Source organism: Caulobacter segnis ATCC 21756 (assembly GCF_000092285.1).
Classification (GTDB): Bacteria; Pseudomonadota; Alphaproteobacteria; order Caulobacterales; family Caulobacteraceae; genus Caulobacter; species Caulobacter segnis.
The window spans coordinates 1,644,089-1,668,611 of sequence record NC_014100.1 but is presented as its reverse complement, the minus strand read 5'-3'; the positions used below and the strand labels follow the sequence as shown (position 1 = coordinate 1,668,611).

Genomic DNA, 24,523 nt, shown 5'->3' with positions numbered 1-24,523 from the left:
GCCGTCGTCTAAACGCGCCAATTGTCCCGCGAACTCTGATATCTAGGTGCCATGAAGCGGGGGCGAAGCATCCTGATCGTGGGCGGCGGAACGGCCGGTTGGCTGACGGCCGCCTACCTGGCCAAGGCCCTGCGAATCGGCGAGCAGGCGCACCTGTCGATCACCGTGCTGGAGTCGCCCGAGATCGGCGCCATCGGCGTCGGCGAGGCGACCTTCCCGACCATTCGCAACACCCTTCAGTTCCTGGGGATCGACGAGGCGCGTTTCATCCGCCAGACCTCGGCGACCTTCAAGCAGGGCATCCGCTTCGTCGACTGGGCTCACGCGCCTGGAGAAGGACGTCGCCACAGCTTCTTCCACCCATTCGAGGCGCCGTTCTCGACCGACGGGGTCAGCCTGGCGCCCTACTGGCTGCTGCAAGACGAGGCGACGCGCGCGCCGTTCGCCGAGGCCGTGACGATCCAGGCCCGTGTCGCGGACGCGGCCCGCGCGCCCAAGCGCCCGCACGAGAGCGACTTCGCCGGCCCGCTGAACTACGCCTACCACTTCGACGCGGCGAAGCTGGCGCAGGTGCTGGCCGAGCGGGCGCAAGAGCTGGGCGTGCGCCACCTGGAGGGCCATGTCGGCGAGGCCGTCCTGGACGAGACCGGCGCCATCGCCCGCATCGTCTCGCCCGAGCACGGCGAGCTGACCGCCGACCTCTATATCGACTGCAGCGGCTTTCGCGCGGAGCTGATCGGCAAGGCGCTGAACGCGCCGTTCAAGTCGGCGCGGCCGGTGTTGTTCGCCGACCGGGCCGTGGCCTGCCGTGCGCCCTACGACCGCCCCGACGCGCCGATCCAGAGCTACACCGTCGCCACCGCCCACGAGGCCGGCTGGCTCTGGGATATCGGCCTGTCGGGCGCACGCGGCGTCGGCTGCGTCTATTCCAGCGACCACATCGACGATGACCGCGCCGAGGCGATCCTGCGCGCCTACGTCGGCGGGGCCGAGGTCGAGACCCGTCGCCTGACCTTCGAGGCTGGCTATCGCCAGAAGCAGTGGATCAGCAACTGCGTGGCCGTGGGCCTGTCGGCCGGCTTCCTGGAGCCGCTGGAGTCCACCGGCGTCGTGCTGATCGAGGCGGCCGTGGCGATGATCGCCGAACTCTTCCCGCACACAGGGCCCGTCAGCGCTCCGGCCCGTCGCTTCAACGAGCTGATGGCCGCGCGCTACGAGAACATCATCGTGTTCCTGAAGCTGCACTACGCGCTCAGCCGTCGCCCCGAGCGCTTCTGGCGCGAGAACACCAACCCGGCCACGATCCCCGAGCGGCTCCAGGAACTGCTGGAGCAGTGGCGTCACCGGCCGCCGGCGCGGTTCGACTTCATCCTGGATCTCGAGACCTTCGCCTTCTTCAACTACCAGTACATTCTCTACGGCATGGGGTTTCCGACCGATCTGGCCGACGGCGCGGACGAGTTTCCGGACGCGGCCGGCGCGGCCAAGCTGTTCGCCAAGATCCGCGGCTTCGCCGATCGCGCCACCCAGGACCTGCCCGGCCATCGCGATCTGATCGCCCAGATCAATCGCTTCGGCTTCGAGGAGCGGGCGTTGGCCTGAACCCCGCCGGGATCGCTACGGCTCCGTTCGCGTTCTAGAGCGCGACACACCCAAGCTTCGGAGCCTTCTCATGACCAACCGCCTCCTCCTTCCCCTGACGATCGCCTTCGCCGTGGCGGGCCTGGCCGCCTGCGACAAGGATGCCGGCCGCAAGCAGGAGACCGTGGGCAAGATCGAGTCCGGCGCGGGCGAGATCGTCGGCGACAAGGACCTCAAGGCCGAAGGCAAGAAGGACCAGGTCGCCGGCAACGTGAAGCAGGGCGAACTGAAGGACGCCGTCAAGGAAGCCAAGAAGTAGCGCGGGAGCCTTACGCCCCCGCCCCGTCGGGAACCGCGCCCAGCTCGCCGCTGGCGCGGGCCTTCTTGCCGTAGACGACCTCGAACAGCGGGCTGGCCATCACCGTGGTGACGATGGCCATCAGCACCAGCATCGAGAACAGGGTCGGGCCGATGATGCCCTTCTGCAGGCCGATGTTGATGATGATCAGCTCCATCAGGCCGCGCGAGTTCATCAGGGCGCCGATGCCCATGGCGGTGGCGTGGTTCTCGCCGGTCAGGCGGGCGGCGGCGTAGCAGGCGCCCCACTTGGCCAGGATCGAGCAGGCCAGGACGCCCAGCGCGATCAGCAGCAGCTCCACCGAGTTGACCATGTCCATCCGGGTGTTCAGGCCCGAATAGGTGAAGAACATCGGCAGCAGCAGCACGACCGCGATCGGCTCGACCTTCTTCTTCAGCTCCTCGACGAACAGGCCGCGCGGCATGAAGACGCCCAGCAGGAAGCCGCCGAATATGGCGTGGATGCCGACGGCGTCCATCAGGAAGGCCGACAGGCAGAAGGCCATCAGGGTCAGGGCCAGGACGGTCATGCTCATCTCGCCGTCGCGCTCGACCATGCGGCCCAGCGGCGCGAGGACGCGCTTGCCGAACACGACCATGAAGACGACGTAGGTCAGACCGCCGCCGATCGCCAGGATCGCCAGGCCCGGCCCGCCGCCGAAGGTCGCCAGCACCAGGGCCAGCACGCACCACGAGACCGCGTCGTCGAAGGCGCCGGCCGTCAGCGACAGCGTGCCCAGCGAGGTCTTGGCCAGGCCCCGCTCGTTGATGATCCGGGCCAGCATCGGGAAAGCCGTCAGCGCGATGCACGCGCCCATGAACAGGGTGGCGTTGGCCTGGCTGATGCTCGGCGCGAACAGGCCGGGCACCTTCAGCAGGAACGGCGTGATGATCGCGGCGATGATGAACGGCGCGGCGATGCCGGCGAACGAGACGCTCATCGCGCTCCTGGCCTTGGCCTTGAAGTGGCCCGCCTGGAAGCTGGTCCCGACCATGAACATGTAGAGCCCGACGCCCAGCTGCGCGCCGACGTACAGGACGTTCTTGGTCTCCTTGGGGAACAGCGCCAGCTGGAAGTCCGGGAACAGGAAGCCCAGCAGCGACGGGCCCAGGATCACGCCGGCGATCATCTCGCCGACCACCTGCGGCTGGGCCAGCAGCTTCTTGCCCAGCCAGCCGACGACGCGACAGGCCAGCAGGATCACGGCCAGCTGCAGGAAGAAATGGATGGAGAAGTCGCCCGGCGCGTAGCTGTGGGCGGCGCCCGCGGTGGCCGGGCCATGCGGCGAGAGGATTTCGGACGCGGTCTTCAGCGTGTCGGCAAACAGGTCTGCCACAGGTAGCCCCCTAATAGATCGTCTTGGCTTTGCGCCTTTGCCCCATGGCGACCAGAGAACGTCCGCCGGCGCAATCCCCGGAAAGCGTTTTTGACTCGCTTGTCAGCAGATTGTTTTTGCTGGCGAATTTTCTGTTGCCGGAACAGCACTATGTAGTAACGTACCTACAGACAGCCCTGTCATTCCAGCCCCGCGAGCGCGCGATGAAGGTCCTTACCAGCCGCGAGTTCAATCAGGACGTCAGCCAGGCCAAGCGCGCGGCGCGACTCGAGCCGGTCTTCGTCACCGACCGCGGCAAGCCCACGCACGTGCTGCTCAGCATCGAGACCTACCGACGACTGACCGGCCAGACCGAGACGATCGTCGACCTCCTGGCCATGCCCGCCCTTCCCGCGCTGGACTTGCCGTCCGCCCGCGCGTCGGAGACCTGGGAGCGCTGATGCACCTCCTGGACACCGAGGTCGTCTACGCCCTCCGCGAGGCCAAGGGCGGTCGCGCGGACCCCGCCCTGACCGCGTGGGCGTCCGGGGCGGCGCGGACCAGCCTGTTCCTTTCGGCCCTGACCTTGCTGGAGCTTGAAACCGCGGTCGCTCGCGCCGAGCGCAAAGACAAGACGCAAGGTCCCGCCCTGCGCGACTGGCTGGACAACCGGGTGGGCCGCGCCTTCGACGGGCGCATTCTGCCGATCGACGCCGCCGTGGTCCGCCGCCGCGCCAGCGTGTCGCTGACCGACGGTCGTGACGCCCTGCTGGCCGCCACCGCTCTCGAACACGGCCTGACCCTGGTCACGCGCGACCCGGCCTTCGCCAAGCTTCCCAGGCTGAAGCTGCTCAATCCCTGGGCCTACAAGCCTGACCTCGTCGACGAGGACGAGGACTGGGGCCAGGCCGCCAAGGCCGGCGCGCAGTGGCTGCGCAACATCTTCGTGCGGGGCTGAGGCCTACTGGACGCCCGAGGCGTCCTCGCGGCGGTCGCGACGCGGGTGATGGTCGTGAACGGGGCCAGCGGCGCCTGCACCGGAACCGGCGGCGGGACCGGCGCGGCGGCGACCTGGACCGGGACGGCCTCGGCGGCGACCAGCGGCGGCTTCGGCGCGGCCTTGGCGGCGACGAAGACCGTGCGGTTCCCCTGACAGGTGCCGGCGTTCATCAGACCCTTCAGATAGCCGCGCCGCACGAAGCCGGCCTTGATCGCCTCGCGCACCATCTGGTCGTGGCGCTCGGCGCCGGTGAGGCGGCGCACCCATCCGCGCATCGGGATCACGTCGGTGATCGTGCTGGCCACGACGCCCAGCACGGGCCGGGACAGGCTCTCGTCCTTGTTGTCGTCCTTGGGGTCGTCGTAGTCGTCGCCCAGCACCGCATCGAGTTGCTGGATCTCCGCCTTCAGCGGCGCGCAGCCGGTCTTGGGCGGCGCGTAGGGATCGACCACGGCCTTCTTCAGCAGGTCGGGGATCTCGGACCGCACGACATTGATGTCCCGCAGCGGCGCGACGACGGCCGAGCCGAGGTTGTCGGTATTGGCCTCCGAGGAGGTCTGGGGGACTTTCGGCGCGTCTTTCTGCTTGCCCGCCAGCGCCGCGTCGGCCGCCCCCATCCCCACGCACAGCGCCAGGACGGCCGCGCCGCAGCGCTTCAGCGCGCCGACGGATGGCTTTTGAACTGGCGACGACATCCTCGTGACCTCGCACGGTTGATCCATGTCGGTTCAACCCGGAGCGGCCCCGCTCGTTCCGTCAGGCGCGCGTTCGTGATCCCTAGATCCGGGGCAAGCCGTCCATGATCGCCGTCAGCGCGATCACCGTCTGGCCCTCCATGGCGCTGTGGCCGGCGTCGGTGATGACATAGGTCGCGGGCGGCGTTCCGGTCGCCTCCAGCGCCTCGACCAGGCGCGAGGCCTGGGTCAGCGGGCAGACCTGATCGAAGCGGCCATGGACGATGTGGACCGGCACGTTTTTGAGCGCCCCGACGCCGTCGGTGATCTCGCCCTCCTTGAGGAACAGGTCGTGGGCGAAGAAGTGCGCCTCGATCTGGGCGAAGCTCAGGGCGAACTCGGCCTCGCCGAACTTGCCCGGGTCGCTGGCGGCGGGGATCATGTTCGAGATGGTCCCCTCCCACACCGACCAGGCCAGCGCCGCCTGCAGCTGACGCTGGCGCTCGGGTTCGGTGGTGGGAACGCTGTCGAAGATCGCCTTGTAGGCGCCCATCATGTCGTCGCGCAGCTCAGCCGGAATGACCTCGACGAAGGCCTTCCACTCGTCGGGATAGGCGATGTAGGCGCCCGGCTCGGTCAGGCCGTAGGGCTTGTCGGCGAAGGTCGCCGCATTGCCCTGGTACATGTAGAGCAGGTCCTCCTTCGACCCCAGGAAGATGCCGCGCAGGATCAGCGAGGCGACCTTCTCCGGATTGCGGATCGCGTAGACCAGGGCCAGCGTGCTGCCCCAGCTGCCGCCGAAGACATGCATCTTGCCGGTGATCCCCAGCGCCTCGCGCAGGGCGTTGATGTCGTCGACCAGGTCATCGGTCGTGTTGTGCGCCAGGGCCTTCTCCGGCCCATCGGCGGCCACGGTCGGGCGGCTCTTGCCGCAGCCGCGCTGGTCGAACAGGATCACGCGGTAACGATCCGGATCGAAGAAGCGCGACATCACCGGCGCGCACGCCCCGCCCGGCCCGCCATGCAAGAACATCACCGGCTCGCCGTCGGCCCGGCCGTACTCTTCCCAATAGAGCTCGTGGTCCGGCGCGGTGTCGACCCGCAGCCAGCCGGCGCGCAAAGGCTCGCCTTGCGGATAGGTCCACTCGTCCGTGACCTTGCTGGTCGTGCGAAGCCGCGAGAAATCCATCGTCGAATCCTGTCGAAAGAGGCCGCGCACTCTCGCGCTCCTCGCCCTTAGTCTCTAGACCAAATACGGCCTGAACCGGACGCGAAGACCATGAGCCTCGAAATCGAAGACCGCCACGCCGCCGCAGCGTTCCGTCGCCTGGTCGAGCATCTGCAGATGCGCGCCGACGCCCAGAACATCGACCTGATGGGCCTGGCCGGCTTCTGCCGCAACTGCCTGGGCGACTGGGTCAGCGAGGCCTCGGACGGGACGATCAGCAAGGAGGCCGCCCGCGCGGCGGTCCATGGCATGCCCGCCGCCGAGTGGAAGGCCAAACACCAGACTCCCGCCACGCCCGAGCAGTTGGCCCGCATGGAAGAAAGCCTGGCGCTGAACGCCAAACTGCGCGGCGAGGCCTAAGCGGCGCCGTTGCGCGCCTCGACCGAAGCGTGCTGATCTGCCCCCGTTCGTCCTGGGGTTTCCATGCCTGACCTTTCGCGCCTGTCCGACGCCGAGCGTCGGGCCTTGCTGCTGCTGGCCCAGGGCCACACCGCCAAGAGCGCCGCCGCCCTGCTCGACACGACCGAAGCCGCCGTGAACGAGCGGCTGCGCGAGGCGCGGCGCAAGACCGGCGTCGGCAGCAGCCGCGAGCTGGCGCGCCTGGTCTCCCGAGAAAATCGTGACGAGAAAATCGGGGTGGCCGGAGGCGTCGGTCACGCGGCAGTCGAGGGACGTGTCCTCAACCTCCGGGCCCGCTGGCCCGTGCTTCTGGGAGTTTCCGCCTTGGTTATCCTGGCCTCCGTCGTCGGCGCCGTCACCGCCCTGGCCGTATCGGGGCAAGCCGCGCCGGACCCCACCACGCCGCCGCGCGTAGTCGCCACCTACCCCAAGCCCGGCGACGTCGTCCCGGCGGGGCCGTTGACGCTGAAGGTGACGTTCGACCGGCCGATGCAGCCGAAGAGCTTCGCCTTCGTGATGCGCGACCGCGAGAGCTACCCCGACTGTTCCGGATCGCCGGCGCAATCGCCGGACGGTAGGAGCTACAGTCTGAACTGCACGGTGCAGGCCGGCAGGACGTATTTGGTTGGCTTCAACAGCCCCAGCAATCCCTTCTTCAAGTCGCTGGCTGGCGTCCCGGCGACACCGGTGACGTTGACGTTCTCGGCGAAGTAGCGCGCCAACGCTCGTAAAGGGACGGGAATAGAACCCCTCTCCCGACGGGAGAGGGCGGGGCCCGCGCCGTCAGGCGCGGGAGGGTGAGGGATTGGCGAAGCCACCCTCCAGGCCGCGCAAGCGCCTGATTGAATGGCTTTATTCAGCGAGCGCCGACGTCCCTCACCCTCCCGCGCTGCGCGCGGGTCCCACCCTCTCCCCAAGGGAGAGGGTGACATCAACGACGAGCGTTCGGCCAATCTCATCCACCCCCTCCCAAACCGGCCTTATCCTGTCTCCACCTCGAGGCACTGGGGAGGGCGCGCGGCCAGCGACCTTCGCGGCTTCGGGGGGCGGTCGAGCGGGGACAGGTTCGAGGGGGATACTCGAACGGTCCGGGGATCTGGTTGCTGGCCAGACCCGCCCGCCGTCGGCGTGGTTGGAGGCAAAAGGGCGTGTCTGGCTGCAAGCCCGTCCTCTCCGACCGTTGGGACTCTCGGAAACGGGAGGCCCAGGTCCCGGTAAGGCCTGAACAGGGCCACCTGACGGGACGCTGACGGAAAACGATCGCGCGAGGCGTCTGGCTTCGTCGAAACGGTAATTACTATTCACACTCCGGACGAACGTCCGGCGCCTCGCATCCCTCCCCGATCCCGACGTTTCCGCGTCGGGCCGATTTCGCGCGCCCTCCCCCTTGATGGGGGAGGGTTGGGTGGGGGTGAGCGCGGCGGTGGACGCCTTCGCGGCGGCTAGCGCAGCACATCACCCCCATCCCCTCCCCTTCCCCCATCCAGGGGGAAGGGAGCTTGTGGGAGAGACCGTCATGCCATTGCCCCGAAAGCCACGCCTCAAGCGCTCCACCGGCGGCACCCGCGCCAGTCGGCGCTTCATCCGCGACAAGGCTCGTCTGAAAGCCATGCTCATGGCGCGGTTCATCGCGCTCCATGAGCAGATCGAACGGCGCAAGCAATACACCTATCGCGGCGCGTACGGCGCGATCAGCTATTTCAAGCCCGGAGAGCCTATTCCACCGGGCTACCAGAAGGTCGAGTACGACGAGAACGGCAACGAAACGCCGCCCTACGTCAAAGAAAAAGTCCCCGGCCTTGCGGCCGAGGACTTCTCCTTGTTCTTCAGGGAACGAGAGCTTTAGCGGATGACCCGCGCGCCCTTGCCCTTCATCACGGCCTCGACCTCGGCGGCCTTCACCATCGAGGTGTCGCCGGGGGTGGTCATGGCCAGGGCGCCGTGAGCCGCGCCGTACTCGACGGCGGCCTGCGGGCCCTTGCCTTCCATGAAGCCGTAGGCCAGGCCCGAGGCGAAGCCGTCGCCGCCGCCGACGCGGTCGTAGATTTCCAGGTTCTCGCGCATCATCGAGGCGTAGAACTGGCCGCCGGCGTACAGGATCGCCGACCAGTCGTTGACCGAGGCGGTCTTGGCGTTGCGCAGCGTGGTCGCGGCGACCTTGAAGTTCGGGAACTCCTTCACGGCCGTCTCGATCATCTTCTTGAAGTTGGCCGGGTCGATCGAGCTGATGTGCTCGTCCAGGCCTTCCACTTCGAAGCCGAGGCAGGCGGTGAAGTCTTCCTCGTTGCCGATCATCACGTCGACGTACTTGGCGATGTGGCGGTTGACCTTCTGAGCGCCTTCCTTGCCGCCCTGCGACTTCCACAGCGAGGCGCGGTAGTTCAGGTCGTAGGAGACGATCGTGCCGTACTTGCGGGCCACTTCAACGGCCTCGATCACGGCTTCGGCGGTGTTGCTGGCCAGGGCCGCGAAGATGCCGCCGGTGTGGAACCAGCGCACGCCTTCCTCGCCGAACAGCTTTTCCCAGTTCACTTCACCCGGGCGGATCTGCGAGGCGGCCGAGTGGCCACGGTCCGAGCAGCCCAGGGCCGGACGAACGCCGAAGCCCTTTTCGGTGAAGTTCAGGCCGACGCGCGTGTTGCGGCCCAGGCCGTCGAAGTCGCGCCAGATGACGTGCGACTGGTCGACGCCGCCCTGCATCATCAGGTCCTCGACCAGCCAGCCCAGGTCGTTGTTCGGCAGGGCCGTGACGACGGTCGAGCGCTTGCCCCAGCACTTACGGAACGCGCGGGCGACGTTGTACTCGCCGCCGCCTTCCCAGACGTTGAACTGGCGGGCGTTGCGGACCCGGCCGAAGCCCGGGTCGAAACGCAGCATCACTTCGCCGAAGCTGGCGCAGTCCCACTTCGTTTCCGAAGCCGGGCGAATGTTCAGGATGTTGTCGGTCATTTGGTCTTAGGCCTTCCCACGAACCTTCTTGATCAGATCGACGGTCTCGCGGACCTTCTTGGAGATGCCCGCGTAGTCCTTGGCGTCCAGCAGCTCTTGCGTGATCAGCTTGGAGCCCATGCCGGCGGCGACGATGCCCGCGCCGAACCACTTCTTCACCGAGGCCTCGTCCGGATCGACGCCGCCCGTCGGCATGATGCGGGTCCAGGGCATCGGGCCCAGCACCGCCTTGACGAAATCGGGGCCGCCGACCGACGAGCCCGGGAACACCTTGACGATCTCGCAGCCCAGCTCTTCGGCGTACGAGATTTCCGAGGCCGAGCCGCAGCCCGGCGAGTACGGGATCTTGCGGCGGTTGCAGACCTTGGCGACGTCGGCGTTCAGGATCGGGCCGACGACGAACTTGGCGCCGTTGGCGATGTAGATGCCGGCGGTGGGCGCGTCGACGATCGAGCCGACGCCCATGATCACGCGCGGATCGGCCTTATCGAAATAGCGGGTGACTTCGTAGAAGACGTGGCTGGCGAAATCGCCGCGGTTGGTGAATTCGATGCAGGGCGCGCCGCCATCGGCGCAGGCCTGGATCACGTTCTTACAGACCTCGACGTCGGGGTGGTAGAACACCGGGATCACGCCCTGGTCCATCAGGGCGGTCAGCACCGCCATACGGTCTTTCACCATCGTAAACTCCTTCCCGAAGGCTCGTTCTTGCGCGGACCGCCGGAAAGACGACCGCGTGAGCAAAATTTCGCCGATGCCGGCTCAGGGCGTTCCCTTAGACCGCGTCGCGAACCGGCGCCAGAACTGGCTTGCCGCAACGTCAAACTAAAGGACGGATCGCAGGACCGAGCCACCGGGCTCGCCGCGTTCGCGAAAGTCACTGGTCCTCGTTTCCTTCCCCAAACCTTTTCCTCGCGGCTCCCGCGCCCCTCTCCGATCGCAAAAGTGAGGGCGCCGGTATGACCCGACGCCCCGGAGTTTGCGCAGGAGCGAGCTCAAAGAGCCGCAAACGAGACGGACCGACCACAAGGCCGAATCGAAACGTTATGACACCGGTGTCACTCCAGGGAGAGAGAATTGGCCAGGCCACTTCGCTACCGGTGTCATGCGCAGATAAACAGAAACCCGCGGAGAGCGCAAGCGGGGTGGATATCAGATTTGAGAGCGCACAAGAGTTTGAAAACGAAAGACTTTGCAGGGGTGAAAGAACGACGTTAACGCCCCGATCACCCCGTGTTGCGCAGGCCCGCCGCGATGCCGGCCACCGTCAGCTGGATCGCTAGACGCAGCTCCTCATTCTGGTCCCCCGCCCGGCGGCGTGACAGCAGTTCGAGCTGCAGGTGGTTCAGCGGATCGACGACGCGCCCGGCCAGGGCCACGGACTCGGCGAGGTCGGGCTGGTTGTCCAGCAGGCTGCTCCCGCCGCGAATGGCCAGGGCCAGCTCGGCCGCCCGCTCGTGCTCGCGCCGAATGGTCGCGAAGATGCGCTGGGCGTTGTCCTTGTCCGGCGACAGCTCGACATAGCGCGAGGCGATCGGCATGTGGCTTTGGGCCAGCGCCAGCTCCATATTGGACAGCAGCGAGGCGAAGAAGTCGAAGCTGCCCGCCAGGTCGCGCAGCTGCTCGACCGACAGGCCCGCCCGGTCGACGCCCGCGGCGAAGCCGAACCAGCCCGGCAGCATGAACCGCGACTGCGACCAGCTGAACACCCACGGAATGGCCCGCAGGTCCTCGATCTTGCGGCTGGCGGTCCGGCTGGCGGGGCGGCTGCCGATATTGAGGCCGACGATCTCGCTGATCGGCGTGACCGACCAGAAGAAGTCCTCGAAGGCCGGGTCGTCATACACCAGGGCGCGGAAGCCGTGGAACGAGGCGTCGGCCAGGGCGGTCATCGCCGCGTCGATCTTGGGGTCCAGCTTCTGGACCGGACGATCGCTGGCCATCATCACGGCGGCGGCCAGGCCATCGAGATTGCGGCGAGCGGTGGGCTGGTCGCCGAAGCGGCGGGCGATCATCTCGCCCTGCTCGGTCATGCGGATGCGCCCCTGCACGGTGCCGGCCGGCTGGGCCAGCACGGCCTCGGCGGCCGGTCCCCCGCCCCGCCCAACGCTGCCGCCGCGGCCGTGGAACAGCTGCAGGCCCACGCCCATCCGATCGGCCTCGCGGGCCAGGGCCGAGGCCCCGACCGCGACGCCGCGCCGGCTGGCGACGTACCCCCCGTCCTTATTGCTGTCGGAGTAGCCGAGCATGATCTCCTGCACCGGCCGGTCGCCCAGGATCGAGCGGGCCAGCGGCAGCTCCAGCCACTGGCGCAGGACGGCCGGGCCGTTCTCGAGGTCGCCGATGGTCTCGAACAGCGGCGCGACCTTGACCGAGGCGCGCGGCGCGGCGCCGCCCCAGACGAGGCCGACCTGCTTGAGCAAAACCAGCGGCTCGAGGATGTCGGACAGCGTCGCCGACTTCGAGATGATGTACGCCCCCAGGCACCCATGACCGTAGTCGCGCACCGCCTGGGCGGCGGCGGTCATGGTCGCCAACTCCCGGGTCGTCTCCTCGCTATAGGCCGTGAACGGCGAGACCAGCGGCCGCTGGTGCGACAGCTCCTCGATCAGCAGCTTGCAGCGGGCGTCCTCGTCGAGCTTCAGATACGCGACGCCGGAGCCGGCGCGCTCGTAGAGCTCGTGGATCGTGCGCTCGTGGACGTCGGCGTTCTGGCGCAGATCGAGGCTCATCAGGTGGAAGCCGCAGGCCTTCACCACGTCGACCAGGGTGCGCAGCGCAGTCCCACCAGCCGCTCGCCGCCGTTGCGCTCCAGGCTGTCGATGATCACCGACAGGTCCGCGACGAAGGCGTCCGGATGACCGTAGGGCTCGACGTCGGTGTCGCCGTTGGCGAAGGCGACGGGCTGGCCGGTCAGCTTCTGCGACACGGCCGTCAGGCGATCGAAGATCAGCTCCAGCGCCAGGCGGTAGGGCTCGTCGAGGCGGTGAACCGACGGGTCGCGAGTCTGGGCCGCCAGGGCCAGCAGCTCTTCGGACACCGGCGTGTAGGCCGTCGAGACGGCCAGGTTCGACCACAACTTGCGGACCTCGCCGGCGTACCAGTCGAGGATCACGCGGGATTGCGAGGCGAAGGCCAGCTTCAGGGTTTCGCCATTGACGCCGGGGTGACCGTCGCGGTCGCCGCCCAGCCACGAGCCCAGCTTCAGCAGCGGCGCGAGGTGGCCGTGCTGACCGATCTTGCCGGTCCAGTCGCCATAGAGGTCGATGATCGCCGGCAGGATCGAGGTGCGGACGATCGAGAGCGCGTTGCGGATCTCGTCCTTCACCGTGATCCGCTCGGGCCGGTAGAGGCGCGTGCGCCACATCAGGGCGATCTCGCGGAACAGGCTCTCGCGGATCTCGGCCTCGAGATCCGGCGGCAGATGGTGGCGACGCAGGGCCATCAACCGCGAGATCTCGGTCTCACGGTCGACCATGCTGCGGCGGCGCACCTCGGTGGGGTGCGCGGTCAGCACGGGCACGACATTCATCGCCGCGAAGGTCTTGGCCAGGTCCTCGTCGGTCTTGCCCTGGCGCTTCAGCAGCTTGACCGCGTCGACCAGGGTGCGGGGACGCTCGTCGCCTGGCTGGGCGTCCGCCTCGGCGTGACGGCGACGGCCGGCGACGTCCTCGCCGATGTTGGCCAGCAGCGATTGGCTGGCGAAGGCGCGGGCCAGAAAGACGGCCTCGTCGATCGAGAGGTCCGAGAACAGGCGGTCCAGCACCGGCGCGTCGCCGTTGGCGACATCCTCGTGCGAAGCCACCCTGCGCGCCCGGGCCACCAGAGCGGCCGCCTCCTCGCCTTCCAGATAGGCGATGGCCTCGACCAGCAGATCGCTCAGCAGATTGGCGTTCTTGCGGACGTGTTGGCTGGTCGGACGATCGACCTCGATCGACAGGGCCGGGTTGCGCATGCGCGGACTCCAAGGATCCCGGACGCTGGGATCCTGTGCAGGCAAGAGGTTCGAGGGCGCGTCGCGGCGGGGAGGCCTGACGCAAGGGCGCCCTCTAGCCTTGTTCACCAGGCGAGAAAACCCACCCGGCACGATGGTTGCGCTACCATCGGCCGATTGCGTGTTTTTATTTCGTCAGCGGGCCAGCCAGCCGCCGTCCACGGGCAGAGTAATCCCCTGGACGTAGTCCGAAGCCGACGAGGCGAGGAACACGGCGGCGCCGCCGATGTCCTCCGGACGGCCCCAGCGACCAGCCGGAATGCGCGCCAGGATGGCGGCGTTGCGGTCCTGGTCGGCGCGCAGGGCCTCGGTGTTATTGGTGTCGAAATAGCCCGGCGCGATGGCGTTGACGTTGATCCCCTTGGTCGCCCACTCGTTGGCGAGGATCTTGGTCAGACCGGCCAGACCCGACTTGGCGGCCGTGTACGAGGGCACACGGATGCCGCCCTGGAACGACAGCAGCGAGGCGATATTGATGACCTTGCCGCCCCCCCGCTTCAGGGCCTGCTTGGCGAAGGCCTGGGTCAGGAAGAAGACGACCTTCAGGTTGGTGTCCATCACCGCGTCCCAGTCGGCCTCGCTGAACTCGATCGAGTCCGCGCGACGGATGATGCCGGCGTTATTGACGAGGATGTCGACCTTGCCAAAGGTGGCGACGGTCTCGTCGACGACGCGCTGCACAGGCTCGGTCGAGCCGAAGTCGGCCTTGATCGACAGGAACTTGCGGCCCAGCGCCTCGACGGCGGCTTGCGTCTCGGTCGGTTCGCTGCGGCCCGCGGCGGCGATGTCCGCGCCGGCGGCGGCCAGGGCGATGGCGATCCCCTGCCCGATCCCGGTGTTGGCGCCGGTGACGAGCGCGACCTTGCCTTCGAGGCTGAACGGATTGGCCATGTCGAGTTCCTGTTCAAATTAGCTGTCATCCCGGACGACCTGAAAGGTCGATCCGGGACCCAGGGGCCGGCGGCAAGGCGACCGCCCCTGGGTCCCGGCTCTACGCTACGCTCCGGCCGGGATGACACCGGAGCACGGTGGCCGAAACCCCTACTTCAGCTGGCAGATGTCCAGCACGTTCATGTCGGTGTAGTCGAGGTTCTCGCCGCCCATCGCCCAGATGAAGGTGTAGTTGGCGGTGCCCGAGCCCATGTGGATCGACCACGGCGGGCTCATCACGGCTTCCTCGTTGGCGATCACGATGTGACGCATCTCGTCCGGCTCGCCCATGTAGTGGAAGACCCGGTCGTTCTCACCCAGGCCGAAGTAGAAATAGGCTTCCGAGCGACGGTCGTGCAGGTGGGGCGGCATGGTGTTCCAGACGCTGCCCGGCTTCAGCACCGTCATGCCCAGCAGCAGCTGGGCCGACTTGCAGGTGGTCGGCACGATGTACTGGTAGATCGTGCGCTCGTTGGAGGTCTCCAGCGCGCCGCGCTCCAGCGGGATGGCGTCGGCGAAGGCCAGCTTCTTGGTCTCGAACGCGGCGTGGGCCGGCAGGCTGACCAGGTAGAAGCGCGCGGCGCCGTCGACGCCTTCGAAGGTGACGTCCTTGGCGCCCATGGTCACGTACAGGCCGTCACGCGGAACGATCTCGTAGGCGACGCCGTCGACGGTGATCTTGCCGGTGGTCTCGCCGACATTGATCACGCCCAGCTCGCGGCGCTCCAGGAAGGGGTGGCCGGCGGCCGAGGCGGGCTCGGTCTGGTCGGGAAGCTTGATCGAGCTGGTGGCCACGACGCCGCCGACGACGAAGCGTTCGGCGTGGTTGTAGGTCAGGACGATCTGGCCGTCCTGGAACAGGTCCTGCATCAGGTAGCGGTCGCGCAGGTCGTCGTTGCTGACCGCGAACATCATGTCCGGATGGGTGGCGTGGTAGGTCTTGGCGAACATCAGGAAGTCTCCGGAAGGGTGTTCTTATTCGGCGGCGGCGCGCAGCGCGGCGGGGCGAGCCCAGTCCGGACGCTGGTCCAGCTTGTAGGCCTTCTTAGGCAGGTTGTACGTCAGATCGACGATCAGCTCCTCGGCCTCGACGAGGTCCATGCGGTGCTCGGCGACCATGCGGCCCAGGAACGCGCTGTCGACGCGGCGGGCCACGTCGTGGCGGGCCGGAATCGACAGGAAGGCGCGGGTGTCGTCGTTGAAGCCGACCGTGTTGTAGAAGCCGGCGGTCTCGGTGACCTGCTCGCGGAAGCGCATCATGCCTTCCGGGCTGTCGTGGAACCACCAGGACGGGCCCAGCTTCAGCACCGGATAGTGGCCGGCCAGCGGGGCCAGCTCGCGGCTGTAGGTCGTCTCGTCCAGCGTGAACAGGATGATCGACAGGCGCGGATCGTTGCCCAGGCGAGTCAGCAGCGGCTTCAGCGCATCCACGTACTCGGTGCGCATCGGGATGTCGGCGCCCTTATCGCGACCGTGCGAGTTCAGCAGGCCGACATTGTGGTTGCGGTGCGAGCCGGGATGGATCTGCATCACGAGCCCGTCCTCAAGGCTCATCTTGGCCATCTCGGTCAGCATCTGGGCGCGGAACAGCTCGGCCTTCTGCCGCGTCACATTGCCCTTCACCAGATCGGCGAACAGGGACTCGGCCTCGACGTCGCTGAGGTCGGCGGTGGCCGCCGTCGGGTGGCCGTGGTCGGACGAGGTCGCGCCGGCCTCGATGAAGGCCTGACGGCGCAGACGGTGCGCCTCGAGATAGGACTTCCAGCTGTAGACGTCCTTGCCGGACACCTCGGCGAAGCGTTCGAAGGCGCGCGGGCTACGCTCATCCTCGAAGTCGATGACCGCGTCGGGACGATAGGCCGTGATGACGTGGCCGCCCCACCCGCTCTCGCGGATCGCCTTGTGGTGATCGAGGCTCTCGTGCGGCCCCTCGGTCGTGGCCAGGGTCTCGATGTTGAAACGATCGAACAGGGCCCGCGGGCGATAGGCGTCGGTCGCCAGAGCCTCGGTGATCAGGTCGTAATACGCGTCCGAGTTCGAGGCTTCGAGGAACTCGGTGAAGCCAAAGACCTGGCTGAACACGTGGTTCAGCCACACCCACGAGGGCGTGCCGCGGAACAGGTGGAAGTTGCTGGCGAACACCCGCCAGGCCTCGCGCGGATCGGTGTCGGGGACGCCGGCCTTGGACCGTACCTTCAAGGCGTCAAGGCTGATCCCCTGGCTGTAGAGCATGCGGAACAGATAGTGGTCCGGCGCCAGCAGCAGGTCGGTCGCGTCCTGGAACGGTGCGTTGGTCGCGAACCAGCTGGGGTCGGTGTGGCCGTGCGGGCTGATGATCGGCAGGTCCTTGACCAGGCCGTACAGGCCGCGGGCGTAGGACCGCGTGGTAGGGTCGGCCGGAAACAGCCGGTCATCATGGAAATTCAGAGGCCTGGGCATGGCTTAAGGTCTGCTCCCTGTCTGACCGGCGACTTCGCGATGAGCCGCTTCGGCCCGCTTGGTAACCGGTGTCATGTTCCTATGCAAGCCGCGGGCGGCGCCAAGCGCTTAAGCCGGAACCGGGCCCGAGGACTCACGCACCACCAAGCTCGGTTCGGTCGTGGTGAGGTCGCGCGGCTCCGGGCGCTCGACGCCCAGCAGCTTCTCGGCGGCCATCCGGCCAATCTCCCGCGTGGGCGTGCGCACCGTGGTCAGGGGCGGCCACACGGCCTGGGCGATCTGGAAGTCGTCGAAGCCCACGACGGTCACATCCCCCGGCACCGACAGCCCGGCCTTGCGCGCCGACTGCAGCACGCCCGCGGCCATCTCGTCATTGCCGCAGAAGATCGCGGTCGGACGCGGACTGCGCGCCAGAAGAACGTCGCCGCAGGCCACGCCGGATTCGAAGGTATATCCCCCCTGGACGATGTCCTCGTCCGAAAGCTTCAGGCCAGCCTCGGCCAGGGCGTCTTCGAAGCCCCCTCGCCGCTCGTGCGACGATCGGAAGGTGGCGGGACCGGAAATGAAGGCGATCCTTCTGTGCCCCAGGGACAGGATGTGTCGCGCGGCCTGAGCGCCGCCCAGCCGGTCGTGACCGACGATCATGTGCTCAGGTTTGTCCAGCTCGACCGAGGCGATGCGGATGTACGAGCAGCCGATCTCGTTAAGCAGCTTGGCCACGCGGTCGTCTTCGGACACCGACGGCGGCAGCACCACGCCAAACAGCTTCTGCCGCTCCACGAAGGCGCGGATGTCGGCCAGGAAGGTCGGGCTGGAGCGATCGCAGGGGTGCACGACCAGCTCGAAGCCGGAACCGCGCAGGCCGTCCAGCAAGCCGAGCTGCATGTTCACGACGTACTGCGGGTTGGGGTTGTCGTAGATCATGCCGATCAGGAACGACCGGCGGAACGCCAGGCCCCGGGCCTGCGGGTCCGGCGCGTAGCCCCACTCGGCGATCACCGCCTCGATCCGTTCGCGCGTCTCGTCGCGCACGAAGGGAGACTGGTTGATGACGCGCGAGACGGTCTTCTTCGAGACCCCAGCCAGTCGCGCGATGTCGTTGATCGTAGCGCGGCGGCGGCCGCCTTCGACACCGGTCTCACTATCGTCCGGGTTCGAGGAGGGCGTATTCGAAGCGGTCACGGCGTTTCCAAGGGCTTGTTTGTTTTCTTTTGTCATACTCTAGGGAAGCAGGGATCGCCACCTACGACGAAACGTCTGCTTGCCGCCAATCTGACACCGGTTACCATGTCACTGAACTTTTCTTTTGGCGATGCCTGCCCCGACGGCGACACTTCAAGATGACCGACACGCTCCAGCCGCAACGCGAATCGATCCACCCGGTCGACCCACGAGACCATGTCGCCACGACCCTTCGCGACATCGCCGGCGGCGAGGCGCTGAGCCTGCACGGAAAGACGGTCGTCGCGCGGGCGGACATCCCCAAGGGCCACAAGATCGCCATCCGCGCCGCCAAGGCCGGCGAGTCCGTGCTGAAGTATGGCTGGCCAATTGGTCGGGCGCTGACCGACATCGCCCCAGGCGATCATGTCCATATCCATAACGTCGCCACACGGTTGGAAGGCGTCGAGGCGTTCGTTTGGACCCCGGCGGAGCCCGAGCCTCGGCGGGAGGTCGCGCCGCGCGCCTTCCAGGGGTATCGCCGCAAGAACGGCCGGGCTGGAACGCGCAACGAAATCTGGGTGCTGTGCACCGTCGGGTGCGTGGCCAACACCGCACGCCGCATCGCCGAAAAGGCCAACCAGCGCTTCGCCGGCCGGGTCGACGGGGTCTTCGCCTTCCCGCATCCGTTCGGATGCTCGCAGCTGGGCGACGACCTCGCCCACACCCGCAAGCTGATCGCCGCCCTAGCCAGCCACCCCAACGCCGGCGGCGTCCTGCTGCTGGGGCTGGGCTGCGAGAACAACCAGTTGAAGGCGCTGCTGGAGAGCGCGCCGGAGATCGACCGCGAACGCCTGCGCAGCTTCACCACCCAGATGGTCGAGGACGAGCTGGAAGATGGCCTCGCCGCTGTCGAAGCCTTGGTCGAGATCGTCGAGCGCGACCGCCGCGAGCCGATCCCGGTGTCCGAACTGGTCGTGGGCCTCAAGTGCGGCGGCTCGGATGGTTTCTCCGGCGTCACCGCCAATCCGCTGGTCGGCCGCATCGCCGACAAGGTGGCCGACGCCGGGGGCACGCCCGTGCTGACGGAGATTCCCGAGGTGTTCGGCGCCGAGGGAGTGCTGCTGGCGCGCGCCGCCAGCCGGGAGGTCTTCGACCAAGCGGTGTGCGTGATCGACGACTTCAAGCGCTACTTCATCGACAACAACCAGCCGATCTACGAGAACCCCTCGCACGGCAACATCGCCGGCGGCATCACGACGCTGGAGGAGAAGTCCCTCGGCGCGGTGCAGAAGGGCGGCCGCGCGCCGCTGGTCGAGGTGCTTCGCTATGGCGAGCGCGTCGGTCCGCACGGGCTGACCCTACTGGAAGCGCCCGGCAACGACGCGGTGTCTTCCACCGCTCTCACGGCCGCCGGCGCGACGGTGATCCTGTTCACGACGGGACGCGGCACGCCGCTCGGTTTCCCAGCGCCGACCTTGAAGATCGCCTCCAACTCGGACCTCGCCCAGCGAAAGCCCGGCTGGATCGACTTCGACGCCGGTCAGGTGCTGACGGGCGTCTCCATGGACGACGCCGCCGATGCGTTGATGGACCTGGTCGTCGAGACGGCCTCGGGCAAGGCCACCAAGGCGGAACTGAACGGCGAACGCGAAATCGCGATCTGGAAGTCCGGCGTGACGCTTTAAATTGGTCAGGCCAATTGCCAGCCTCGTCAGACTCCAGCATTTAGACGACCTGAAACTCTCATCCGTAGTTAGGCGCTCTCCCTTGACGGCTTCCTCCGACACCACCCCCGCCCTGCGTCTGAGCGCGACCAGCTATCCCGGCGCGATCCCGGGCGTCGCCCTGCCCGCCTATGATCGCGACAAGGTCCAGATTGGCGTCGTCCACTTCGGTCCCGGCGCCTTCCACCGCGCCCACCAGGCCTTCTATTTCGACCAGCTGCTGGCGTCCGATCCGCGCTGGGGCATTTGCGCGGTCTCGCTGAAAAGCCCCGGCGTCCGCGACGCGTTGGAGCCGCAGGACGGCCTCTACACCTTGGCGCAGCTAGACGCCGACACGACCTTCCGCGTCGTGGGCTCTATCCAGGAGGTCCTGGTCGCCCCGGAAGATCCGCCGTCGGTCTTCGCTCGCCTCGCCGCGCCGACAACGCGCATGGTCACCCTCACCGTGACCGAAAAGGGCTACACCCTGTCGGCCGAGGGCGGTCTCGACGAGAACCACCCCGACATCGTCCACGACCTGGCTCATCCGCGTGAGCCCCAGAGCGCCGTTGGCTACATCGTCGAGGGTCTGCGCCGTCGGCACGCGGCGGGCTTGGCGCCCTACGCCGTGGTCGCTTGCGACAACCTCGCCGACAACGGCTGGCGCCTGAAGGCGGCCGTCGTCGCCTTCGCCGCCAAGCTGGACGCCGATCTCGCCGCCTGGATCGAGCGCGAAGGCAGCTTCCCGCGCACCATGGTCGACAGCATCACGCCGGCGACGGACGACGCCCTGCGGGCCCGCGTCCTGGCCGCCACCGGCCTGGAAGACGCATGGCCGATCCAGCGCGAAGCCTTCACTCAGTGGGTCGTCGAAGACGTGCTGCCTTCGGACGCGCCGGACCTCGCGAGCGTCGGCGTCATCCTGACCGACGACGTGCGCGGCTTCGAACGCGCCAAGCTGCGCCTTCTGAATGGCGTGCATTCCACGCTCGCCTATGCCGGCATCCTGCGCGGCCACGAGACGGTGTTCGAGGCGGTCAGCGATCCGGCCCTGGAGTCGCTGGCCCGCGAACTGATGACGCAAGACATCATCCCGACCCTGACCGCGCCGCGCGGCCTCGACCTGGCGCAATACGCCGAGGCCATCCTGGCCCGCTTCCGCAATCCCGAGATCCGCCACTACCTGTCGCAGATCGCCTGGGACGGCTCGCAGAAGCTGCCTTTCCGCATCCTCGGCACGCTGACGGAGACGCTGGAAGCCGGCCGCTCGATCGACCGCCTCGCGATCCCGCTGGCGGCCTGGATGCGGTTCATCGCTTTGCGCGCCAAGGCCGGCGAAGCGATCACTGATCCCCTGGCCGAGAAGCTGTCGGCTCTGGGCGTCTCGGCGACCGGCGAGGCCAAGACCGACGTCGCGGCCTTCCTGGCGCTGGACACCGTCTTCCCGGCGGCCCTGGCGGGTAATCCGACTTTCGTCGCCGCGCTCGAGAAGGCCTACGCCGACCTCGCCTAGCGGGTCACGCCCTTGGCGGTCAGCACCGGAACGACGGTGCTGACCAGGATCTTCAGGTCGAACAGCAACGAGCGACGGCGCAGATATTCCGCGTCCAGGGCGACCTTGTCCGGAATGGCCAACTCGTCGCGGCCGTTGATCTGCGCCCAGCCCGTCACGCCAGGACGCAGGACATCGACGCCGGCCGCCTTGCGCGCGGCGATCAGGTCGTCCTGATTGAACAGCGCTGGGCGCGGCCCGACCAGGCTCATATGCCCGACCAAAACGCTCCAGAGCTGGGGCAGCTCATCCAGACTCAGCTTGCGCATAGTGGGCCCGATCGGCGTCAGCCAGCGGTCGGGATCGTCCAGCAGGTGCGTGGCCACCTCCGGCGTATCGATCCGCATGGTGCGGAACTTGGGCATCGGAAAGAGAATCGAGCCCTTCCCCACCCGCTGCGACCAATAGAGCCCCGGCCCGGGCGAGGTGATCCGCACCAGCAGCCACAGAACAAGCATCGGCGCGGCCAGCACGATCAGGCCGACCGCCGCCGCGAGCAGGTCAAAGGCGCGCTTCAAATCGAGCTTCCGAAACTAGCCCAGGTCGCCGCTGGCGGCGTCGAGCAGCAGATAGGCCCTGCCAGCGTCCGACGACAGCAGCGCCGCCATCAGGAAGCCCTCGCGGTCCTGCCCCGCGGCCTCGTCGACCATCCCGGCGTAACGCTTGAGGAAACGCTCGGCGTTGCCCTTGAGCGCGGTGTCCGAAAACAGGCGACGGACCAGACGGCGAATGGCGGCGGGCGCCAGGCGCTTGACCACCTCGCGAGCGCCGGCGGCGTCGCCGGTCTGTAGAGCGGCGGCGATCTCGTCGATGCGTGGGCGCGGTAAGAGCGCGTGCGGGTCAATGCCCATGGCCGTGATTTCGGCGGCGAGCTTCTCGCCCAGGGCGGCGTCGCCCGGCGAGCTGTTCTCGATCCCGGAGAGCAGGTTCCGCCAGCTCCAGCCGCCCTGCCCTTCGCCTTCACCGGCTGGCGGCGCGGACTTGCGGCTGTTGGCCTGCTCGAACACCGAGCGGAACTCTTCGTCGGTCGCGGTTGGCGTCAGGCGCAGCCGGCGACGGTCGCCGGGCGCATCGCCCTCGTCGTCGAACTCCGCCATCGGCAGCGGCTGAGGCGGCGACGCCTTCGCGGGTGGCGGCGGAGGAGCGGCGGCGCGCGCCTTGGAGGCCGATGACGACGCTGCTCGGGCGGCGACGGTGGACACGCCCGCCGCGGTGACGGCGCCGGCCGCTTCGCTGAGCATTTCGTAGTTGCGACGCACGCGCTCCTGGAACGCCTGGTCGATCGCCGCGGTCTCGTCGGCCGTGCGCCGCACGGCGTTCATCAGCTGCTCGACGCCCTGCTCGATCGACATGCGGACCTCCGCCGCCTTCAGCAAGGCTTCGGAAGGCAGTTCGGCGGTGCGCTTGCCGATCTCCGACAGCATCGCCTCCAATTCGTCCAGCGTCCCGCGCGCGGCCTGCACCGAGTCGGCAAGCTTCTGCGAGGTGCGGGCGCCGGCCTGTTCGACCATCTGGGCGGAGTGCTCGATGATGTCGCGCGCCTCCTCCATGCGGGACTCGAACACCGCGTCAGCCTTCTGGCCGGCGGCGAACGCGATTTCGTTCAACTGATCGACGCGGCTGCGAGCAGCCTCGACGCGGGCCTCGACGCCCTGGGCGGCCTTGAGCGCGGCGTCAGCCATCGCTTCCATCGCCGCCCTGAGTTCTTCCTCGAGCAGCGTCCGCTGGTTCTCGGCGACGTCGCCGATCGTCTCGAGGGTCTTCTTGGTGTCTTCAGCCAGAACATCCTGCCGCGCCTTGGCGGCGTCGGCCATCTCGCGGAACTGGTCGGCGGCCGTGCTGATCAAGCCGCGCAGGATTTCAGCGCCCATGGCCGCCTGATCGGACAGCTCCGTGGCGCCCACCCGGGTGTAGGCGACGAACTCGGTGAGCTGGGCGGTGCGGGTCTCGGCCTCGGCGGCGAAATCCTCCTGCTCGGAACGCAGAGCCTGGCTGACCTCGAGCAACGCCGCGCGCTGCGCCGCGAGTGTCTTCTCGACCGCCGCGACCTGATCGCTGACGCCGAGACCGGCCGACTCGAGACGCGCGACCTGACGTGAGAGGTCTTCAGCCCCAACACGCGCGGCGTCGGAGGCTTCCGCCGCAGCGGCGGCGAGGTCGGCGGCGCGAGCAGCCAGAGCGGCCTCGGCCTCGCGCAGCTGGGTTTCCGCGAGGTCGGAAGCTTCCGCCACCATCCGCGCCTGGCTGCCGATCGCATCGACCACCGCCGTGGAACGGGCGTCCAGCGACTGCGACAGGGTCTCCATGGCGGTGCGTTCGTGGCCCAGACCCTGGGCCAGCTGATTGGCCATGCGCGCCGACTCGGCGGCGGCCTCAGCCAGACGCGCGGTCTCTTCGGCGAGCGCCTCGCGCAGCGAGATGATGTGCTCACGGGCGCGATCCGCCGCCGCGGCGGCCTCATCAACTCCCTGGCGCATGGCGTCCACGGCGGTGGACGCGCCGACGGCGGCCAGGGCGGCGGGCGTCATGATGCGGTCGGTCATCGCCCGTGTCCGGCGCAGTTCGTCTGAGATCCCGGTCGCCTGCCGCAGCATATAGGCGCCCAGCAAGGTCAACAGCGCGGGGCCGATGGCCAGGCTGGCGAACACGGTGAAGGCGAAGCCCTCGACCTGGAAGGCCGGAACGCCACGGGCATAGCCGAAGGCGAACGCGATCGGGGCCAGCGCCCAAAGCGCGGCGATCGCCGAGGCCAGCGTCCAGAATAGCGCCCCGGACATGCGACGCGGAGAATCATCGGATTCCAAGGTCACCGGCGCCGGCGCGGCGGGCGAGCGCAGATCCAGCGAGGCGTCACGCTTGTCCGCCTTGGCGGGCGCGGCGCGTTCGGCTTCGACGATCGGCGCGAGCGGCTGGGACAGCGATATTTCAGTCTTCAGCTCCGGCTCGGCGAAGCTCTTCGGCGGTTCGGGCTCGGGTTCCCGCCGGCGCCGCGAGCGCACCGTGGTCGGCGGCGGCACGTCCAGATCGTCATTCAACGTCAAAGGCTCGGCCGAAGGCGGCTCGATCGCCGGATCCGAGAACGACGTCGATTCGGGAAGCTCAGGCGCGACACTGCCTTCCTCCACGGAAGGAGCCGTCGGCGTCGCGGAGAAATCGAACGGTTGTCGCTTCTTAGGCTTCATACACAGCCGGAGTCCCAGGGCGTCGGGCGGGGGGCGCTGAGACAGCCTTCGCGCG

At 68.0% G+C, this 24,523-nt stretch carries 20 protein-coding genes and 2 pseudogenes; 9 read left to right on the top strand and 13 right to left on the bottom strand.

The genetic code is table 11. The features are described 5' to 3' along the window. Positions 1 to 51: 51 nt before the first annotated feature. Together CSEG_RS07865 and CSEG_RS07860 are read left to right on the top strand one after the other, a co-directional pair. Positions 52 to 1,602 carry a tryptophan halogenase family protein gene (locus CSEG_RS07865; protein ID WP_013078712.1) on the top strand — a complete coding sequence of 517 codons (1,551 nt, stop codon included), beginning with the start codon at positions 52 to 54 and terminating at the stop codon, positions 1,600 to 1,602. Positions 1,603 to 1,672: 70 nt separating this feature from the next. After that, the gene (locus CSEG_RS07860) at positions 1,673 to 1,900 is read left to right on the top strand and encodes a CsbD family protein (protein ID WP_013078711.1); all 228 of its coding nucleotides are present in this window, start codon (positions 1,673 to 1,675) and stop codon (positions 1,898 to 1,900) included. Positions 1,901 to 1,910: 10 nt separating this feature from the next. On the opposite strand, the gene CSEG_RS07855 is transcribed toward CSEG_RS07860, so the two are convergent. Continuing rightward, a complete protein-coding gene (locus CSEG_RS07855; RefSeq protein WP_013078710.1) occupies positions 1,911 to 3,275 on the bottom strand; it encodes a cation:proton antiporter in 1,365 nt (454 codons plus the stop codon). A 203-nt stretch (positions 3,276 to 3,478) separates the two neighbouring features. Here CSEG_RS07855 and CSEG_RS07850 point away from each other — a divergent pair, with 203 nt between their 5' ends. Continuing rightward, the gene (locus CSEG_RS07850; protein ID WP_013078709.1) at positions 3,479 to 3,715 is read left to right on the top strand and encodes a type II toxin-antitoxin system Phd/YefM family antitoxin; all 237 of its coding nucleotides are present in this window, start codon (positions 3,479 to 3,481) and stop codon (positions 3,713 to 3,715) included. Then, positions 3,715 to 4,212, top strand: a complete 498-nt coding sequence (locus CSEG_RS07845) for a PIN domain-containing protein (RefSeq protein WP_013078708.1) — start codon at positions 3,715 to 3,717, stop codon at positions 4,210 to 4,212. The genes CSEG_RS07850 and CSEG_RS07845 overlap by 1 nt, the downstream gene beginning before the upstream one ends. Here CSEG_RS07845 and CSEG_RS21515 read toward each other — a convergent pair. Beyond that, positions 4,119 to 4,949 carry a hypothetical protein gene (locus CSEG_RS21515; protein ID WP_013078707.1) on the bottom strand — a complete coding sequence of 277 codons (831 nt, stop codon included), beginning with the start codon at positions 4,947 to 4,949 and terminating at the stop codon, positions 4,119 to 4,121. The two genes, CSEG_RS07845 and CSEG_RS21515, sit on opposite strands and share 94 nt — an antisense overlap. An 82-nt stretch (positions 4,950 to 5,031) precedes the next feature. Next, a complete protein-coding gene (gene pip / locus CSEG_RS07835; protein WP_013078706.1) occupies positions 5,032 to 6,117 on the bottom strand; it encodes a prolyl aminopeptidase in 1,086 nt (361 codons plus the stop codon). A gap of 90 nt (positions 6,118 to 6,207) precedes the next feature. Between pip and CSEG_RS07830 the strand changes: the two genes are divergently transcribed. Both CSEG_RS07830 and CSEG_RS21510 read left to right on the top strand, forming a co-directional pair. Next, entirely contained in the window at positions 6,208 to 6,516 is a 309-nt protein-coding gene (locus CSEG_RS07830) for a DUF1244 domain-containing protein (protein ID WP_013078705.1), read from the top strand. Between the two features lie 63 nt (positions 6,517 to 6,579). After that, positions 6,580 to 7,269, top strand: a complete 690-nt coding sequence (locus CSEG_RS21510) for a helix-turn-helix domain-containing protein (protein ID WP_013078704.1) — start codon at positions 6,580 to 6,582, stop codon at positions 7,267 to 7,269. 280 nt (positions 7,270 to 7,549) lie between these two features. Here CSEG_RS21510 and CSEG_RS23740 read toward each other — a convergent pair. Further along, positions 7,550 to 7,856: pseudogene (locus CSEG_RS23740) on the bottom strand (hypothetical protein); the annotation flags it as partial. 215 nt (positions 7,857 to 8,071) lie between these two features. On the opposite strand from CSEG_RS23740, the gene CSEG_RS07820 reads away from it, so the two are divergent. Next, positions 8,072 to 8,401, top strand: a complete 330-nt coding sequence (locus CSEG_RS07820) for a hypothetical protein (RefSeq protein ID WP_013078703.1) — start codon at positions 8,072 to 8,074, stop codon at positions 8,399 to 8,401. Here the strand turns inward: CSEG_RS07820 and CSEG_RS07815 are convergent. The 7 genes and pseudogenes from CSEG_RS07815 to CSEG_RS07780 form a co-directional block, all read right to left on the bottom strand. Further along, on the bottom strand, positions 8,398 to 9,504 hold the full coding sequence (locus tag CSEG_RS07815; protein WP_013078702.1) for a sugar kinase: 1,107 nt from the start codon (positions 9,502 to 9,504) through the stop codon (positions 8,398 to 8,400). The two genes, CSEG_RS07820 and CSEG_RS07815, sit on opposite strands and share 4 nt — an antisense overlap. Positions 9,505 to 9,510: 6 nt before the next feature. Next, on the bottom strand, positions 9,511 to 10,185 hold the full coding sequence (locus tag CSEG_RS07810; RefSeq protein WP_013078701.1) for a bifunctional 4-hydroxy-2-oxoglutarate aldolase/2-dehydro-3-deoxy-phosphogluconate aldolase: 675 nt from the start codon (positions 10,183 to 10,185) through the stop codon (positions 9,511 to 9,513). A gap of 545 nt (positions 10,186 to 10,730) precedes the next feature. Further along, a pseudogene (gene ppc / locus CSEG_RS07800) lies at positions 10,731 to 13,459 on the bottom strand (phosphoenolpyruvate carboxylase). Positions 13,460 to 13,633: 174 nt separating this feature from the next. After that, on the bottom strand, positions 13,634 to 14,389 hold the full coding sequence (gene kduD, locus CSEG_RS07795; protein ID WP_013078700.1) for a 2-dehydro-3-deoxy-D-gluconate 5-dehydrogenase KduD: 756 nt from the start codon (positions 14,387 to 14,389) through the stop codon (positions 13,634 to 13,636). A gap of 150 nt (positions 14,390 to 14,539) precedes the next feature. Further along, complete coding sequence (gene kduI, locus CSEG_RS07790; RefSeq protein WP_013078699.1) at positions 14,540 to 15,379, bottom strand: 5-dehydro-4-deoxy-D-glucuronate isomerase; 840 nt, start codon at positions 15,377 to 15,379, stop codon at positions 14,540 to 14,542. 24 nt (positions 15,380 to 15,403) lie between these two features. Beyond that, the gene (gene uxaC, locus CSEG_RS07785; RefSeq protein WP_013078698.1) at positions 15,404 to 16,867 is read right to left on the bottom strand and encodes a glucuronate isomerase; all 1,464 of its coding nucleotides are present in this window, start codon (positions 16,865 to 16,867) and stop codon (positions 15,404 to 15,406) included. Positions 16,868 to 16,975: 108 nt separating this feature from the next. Continuing rightward, positions 16,976 to 18,049: a LacI family DNA-binding transcriptional regulator gene (locus tag CSEG_RS07780; protein ID WP_013078697.1), complete on the bottom strand. Its 1,074-nt coding sequence runs from the start codon at positions 18,047 to 18,049 to the stop codon at positions 16,976 to 16,978. Positions 18,050 to 18,207: 158 nt separating this feature from the next. Between CSEG_RS07780 and CSEG_RS07775 the strand changes: the two genes are divergently transcribed. Both CSEG_RS07775 and CSEG_RS07770 read left to right on the top strand, forming a co-directional pair. Beyond that, a complete protein-coding gene (locus tag CSEG_RS07775; protein ID WP_013078696.1) occupies positions 18,208 to 19,716 on the top strand; it encodes a UxaA family hydrolase in 1,509 nt (502 codons plus the stop codon). Positions 19,717 to 19,798: 82 nt separating this feature from the next. Further along, positions 19,799 to 21,247: a mannitol dehydrogenase family protein gene (locus CSEG_RS07770; protein ID WP_013078695.1), complete on the top strand. Its 1,449-nt coding sequence runs from the start codon at positions 19,799 to 19,801 to the stop codon at positions 21,245 to 21,247. On the opposite strand, the gene CSEG_RS07765 is transcribed toward CSEG_RS07770, so the two are convergent. Together CSEG_RS07765 and CSEG_RS07760 are read right to left on the bottom strand one after the other, a co-directional pair. Continuing rightward, positions 21,244 to 21,804 (bottom strand): sugar transferase, encoded by a 561-nt coding sequence (locus tag CSEG_RS07765; RefSeq protein ID WP_013078694.1) that lies wholly within the window; start codon positions 21,802 to 21,804, stop codon positions 21,244 to 21,246. The genes CSEG_RS07770 and CSEG_RS07765 overlap by 4 nt on opposite strands. Before the next feature lie 15 nt (positions 21,805 to 21,819). Further along, positions 21,820 to 24,468, bottom strand: a complete 2,649-nt coding sequence (locus CSEG_RS07760) for a coiled-coil domain-containing protein (protein ID WP_013078693.1) — start codon at positions 24,466 to 24,468, stop codon at positions 21,820 to 21,822. Positions 24,469 to 24,523: the final 55 nt, after the last annotated feature.

Excerpts from the sequence above, each read along its gene's own strand:
- CSEG_RS07850 (WP_013078709.1), top strand. The coding sequence starts at position 3,479 with ATGAAGGTCCTTACCAGCCGCGAGTTCAATCAGGACGTCAGCCAGGCC.
- pip (WP_013078706.1), bottom strand. The coding sequence starts at position 6,117 with ATGGATTTCTCGCGGCTTCGCACGACCAGCAAGGTCACGGACGAGTGG.
- CSEG_RS07820 (WP_013078703.1), top strand. The coding sequence starts at position 8,072 with ATGCCATTGCCCCGAAAGCCACGCCTCAAGCGCTCCACCGGCGGCACC.
- CSEG_RS07845 (WP_013078708.1), top strand. The coding sequence starts at position 3,715 with ATGCACCTCCTGGACACCGAGGTCGTCTACGCCCTCCGCGAGGCCAAG.
- kduI (WP_013078699.1), bottom strand. The coding sequence starts at position 15,379 with ATGTTCGCCAAGACCTACCACGCCACCCATCCGGACATGATGTTCGCG.
- CSEG_RS21515 (WP_013078707.1), bottom strand. The coding sequence starts at position 4,949 with ATGTCGTCGCCAGTTCAAAAGCCATCCGTCGGCGCGCTGAAGCGCTGC.
- CSEG_RS07815 (WP_013078702.1), bottom strand. The coding sequence starts at position 9,504 with ATGACCGACAACATCCTGAACATTCGCCCGGCTTCGGAAACGAAGTGG.
- kduD (WP_013078700.1), bottom strand. The coding sequence starts at position 14,389 with ATGGCCAATCCGTTCAGCCTCGAAGGCAAGGTCGCGCTCGTCACCGGC.
- CSEG_RS07865 (WP_013078712.1), top strand. The coding sequence starts at position 52 with ATGAAGCGGGGGCGAAGCATCCTGATCGTGGGCGGCGGAACGGCCGGT.
- uxaC (WP_013078698.1), bottom strand. The coding sequence starts at position 16,867 with ATGCCCAGGCCTCTGAATTTCCATGATGACCGGCTGTTTCCGGCCGAC.
- CSEG_RS21510 (WP_013078704.1), top strand. The coding sequence starts at position 6,580 with ATGCCTGACCTTTCGCGCCTGTCCGACGCCGAGCGTCGGGCCTTGCTG.
- CSEG_RS07760 (WP_013078693.1), bottom strand. The coding sequence starts at position 24,468 with ATGAAGCCTAAGAAGCGACAACCGTTCGATTTCTCCGCGACGCCGACG.
- CSEG_RS07775 (WP_013078696.1), top strand. The coding sequence starts at position 18,208 with ATGACCGACACGCTCCAGCCGCAACGCGAATCGATCCACCCGGTCGAC.
- CSEG_RS07830 (WP_013078705.1), top strand. The coding sequence starts at position 6,208 with ATGAGCCTCGAAATCGAAGACCGCCACGCCGCCGCAGCGTTCCGTCGC.
- CSEG_RS07810 (WP_013078701.1), bottom strand. The coding sequence starts at position 10,185 with ATGGTGAAAGACCGTATGGCGGTGCTGACCGCCCTGATGGACCAGGGC.
- CSEG_RS07860 (WP_013078711.1), top strand. The coding sequence starts at position 1,673 with ATGACCAACCGCCTCCTCCTTCCCCTGACGATCGCCTTCGCCGTGGCG.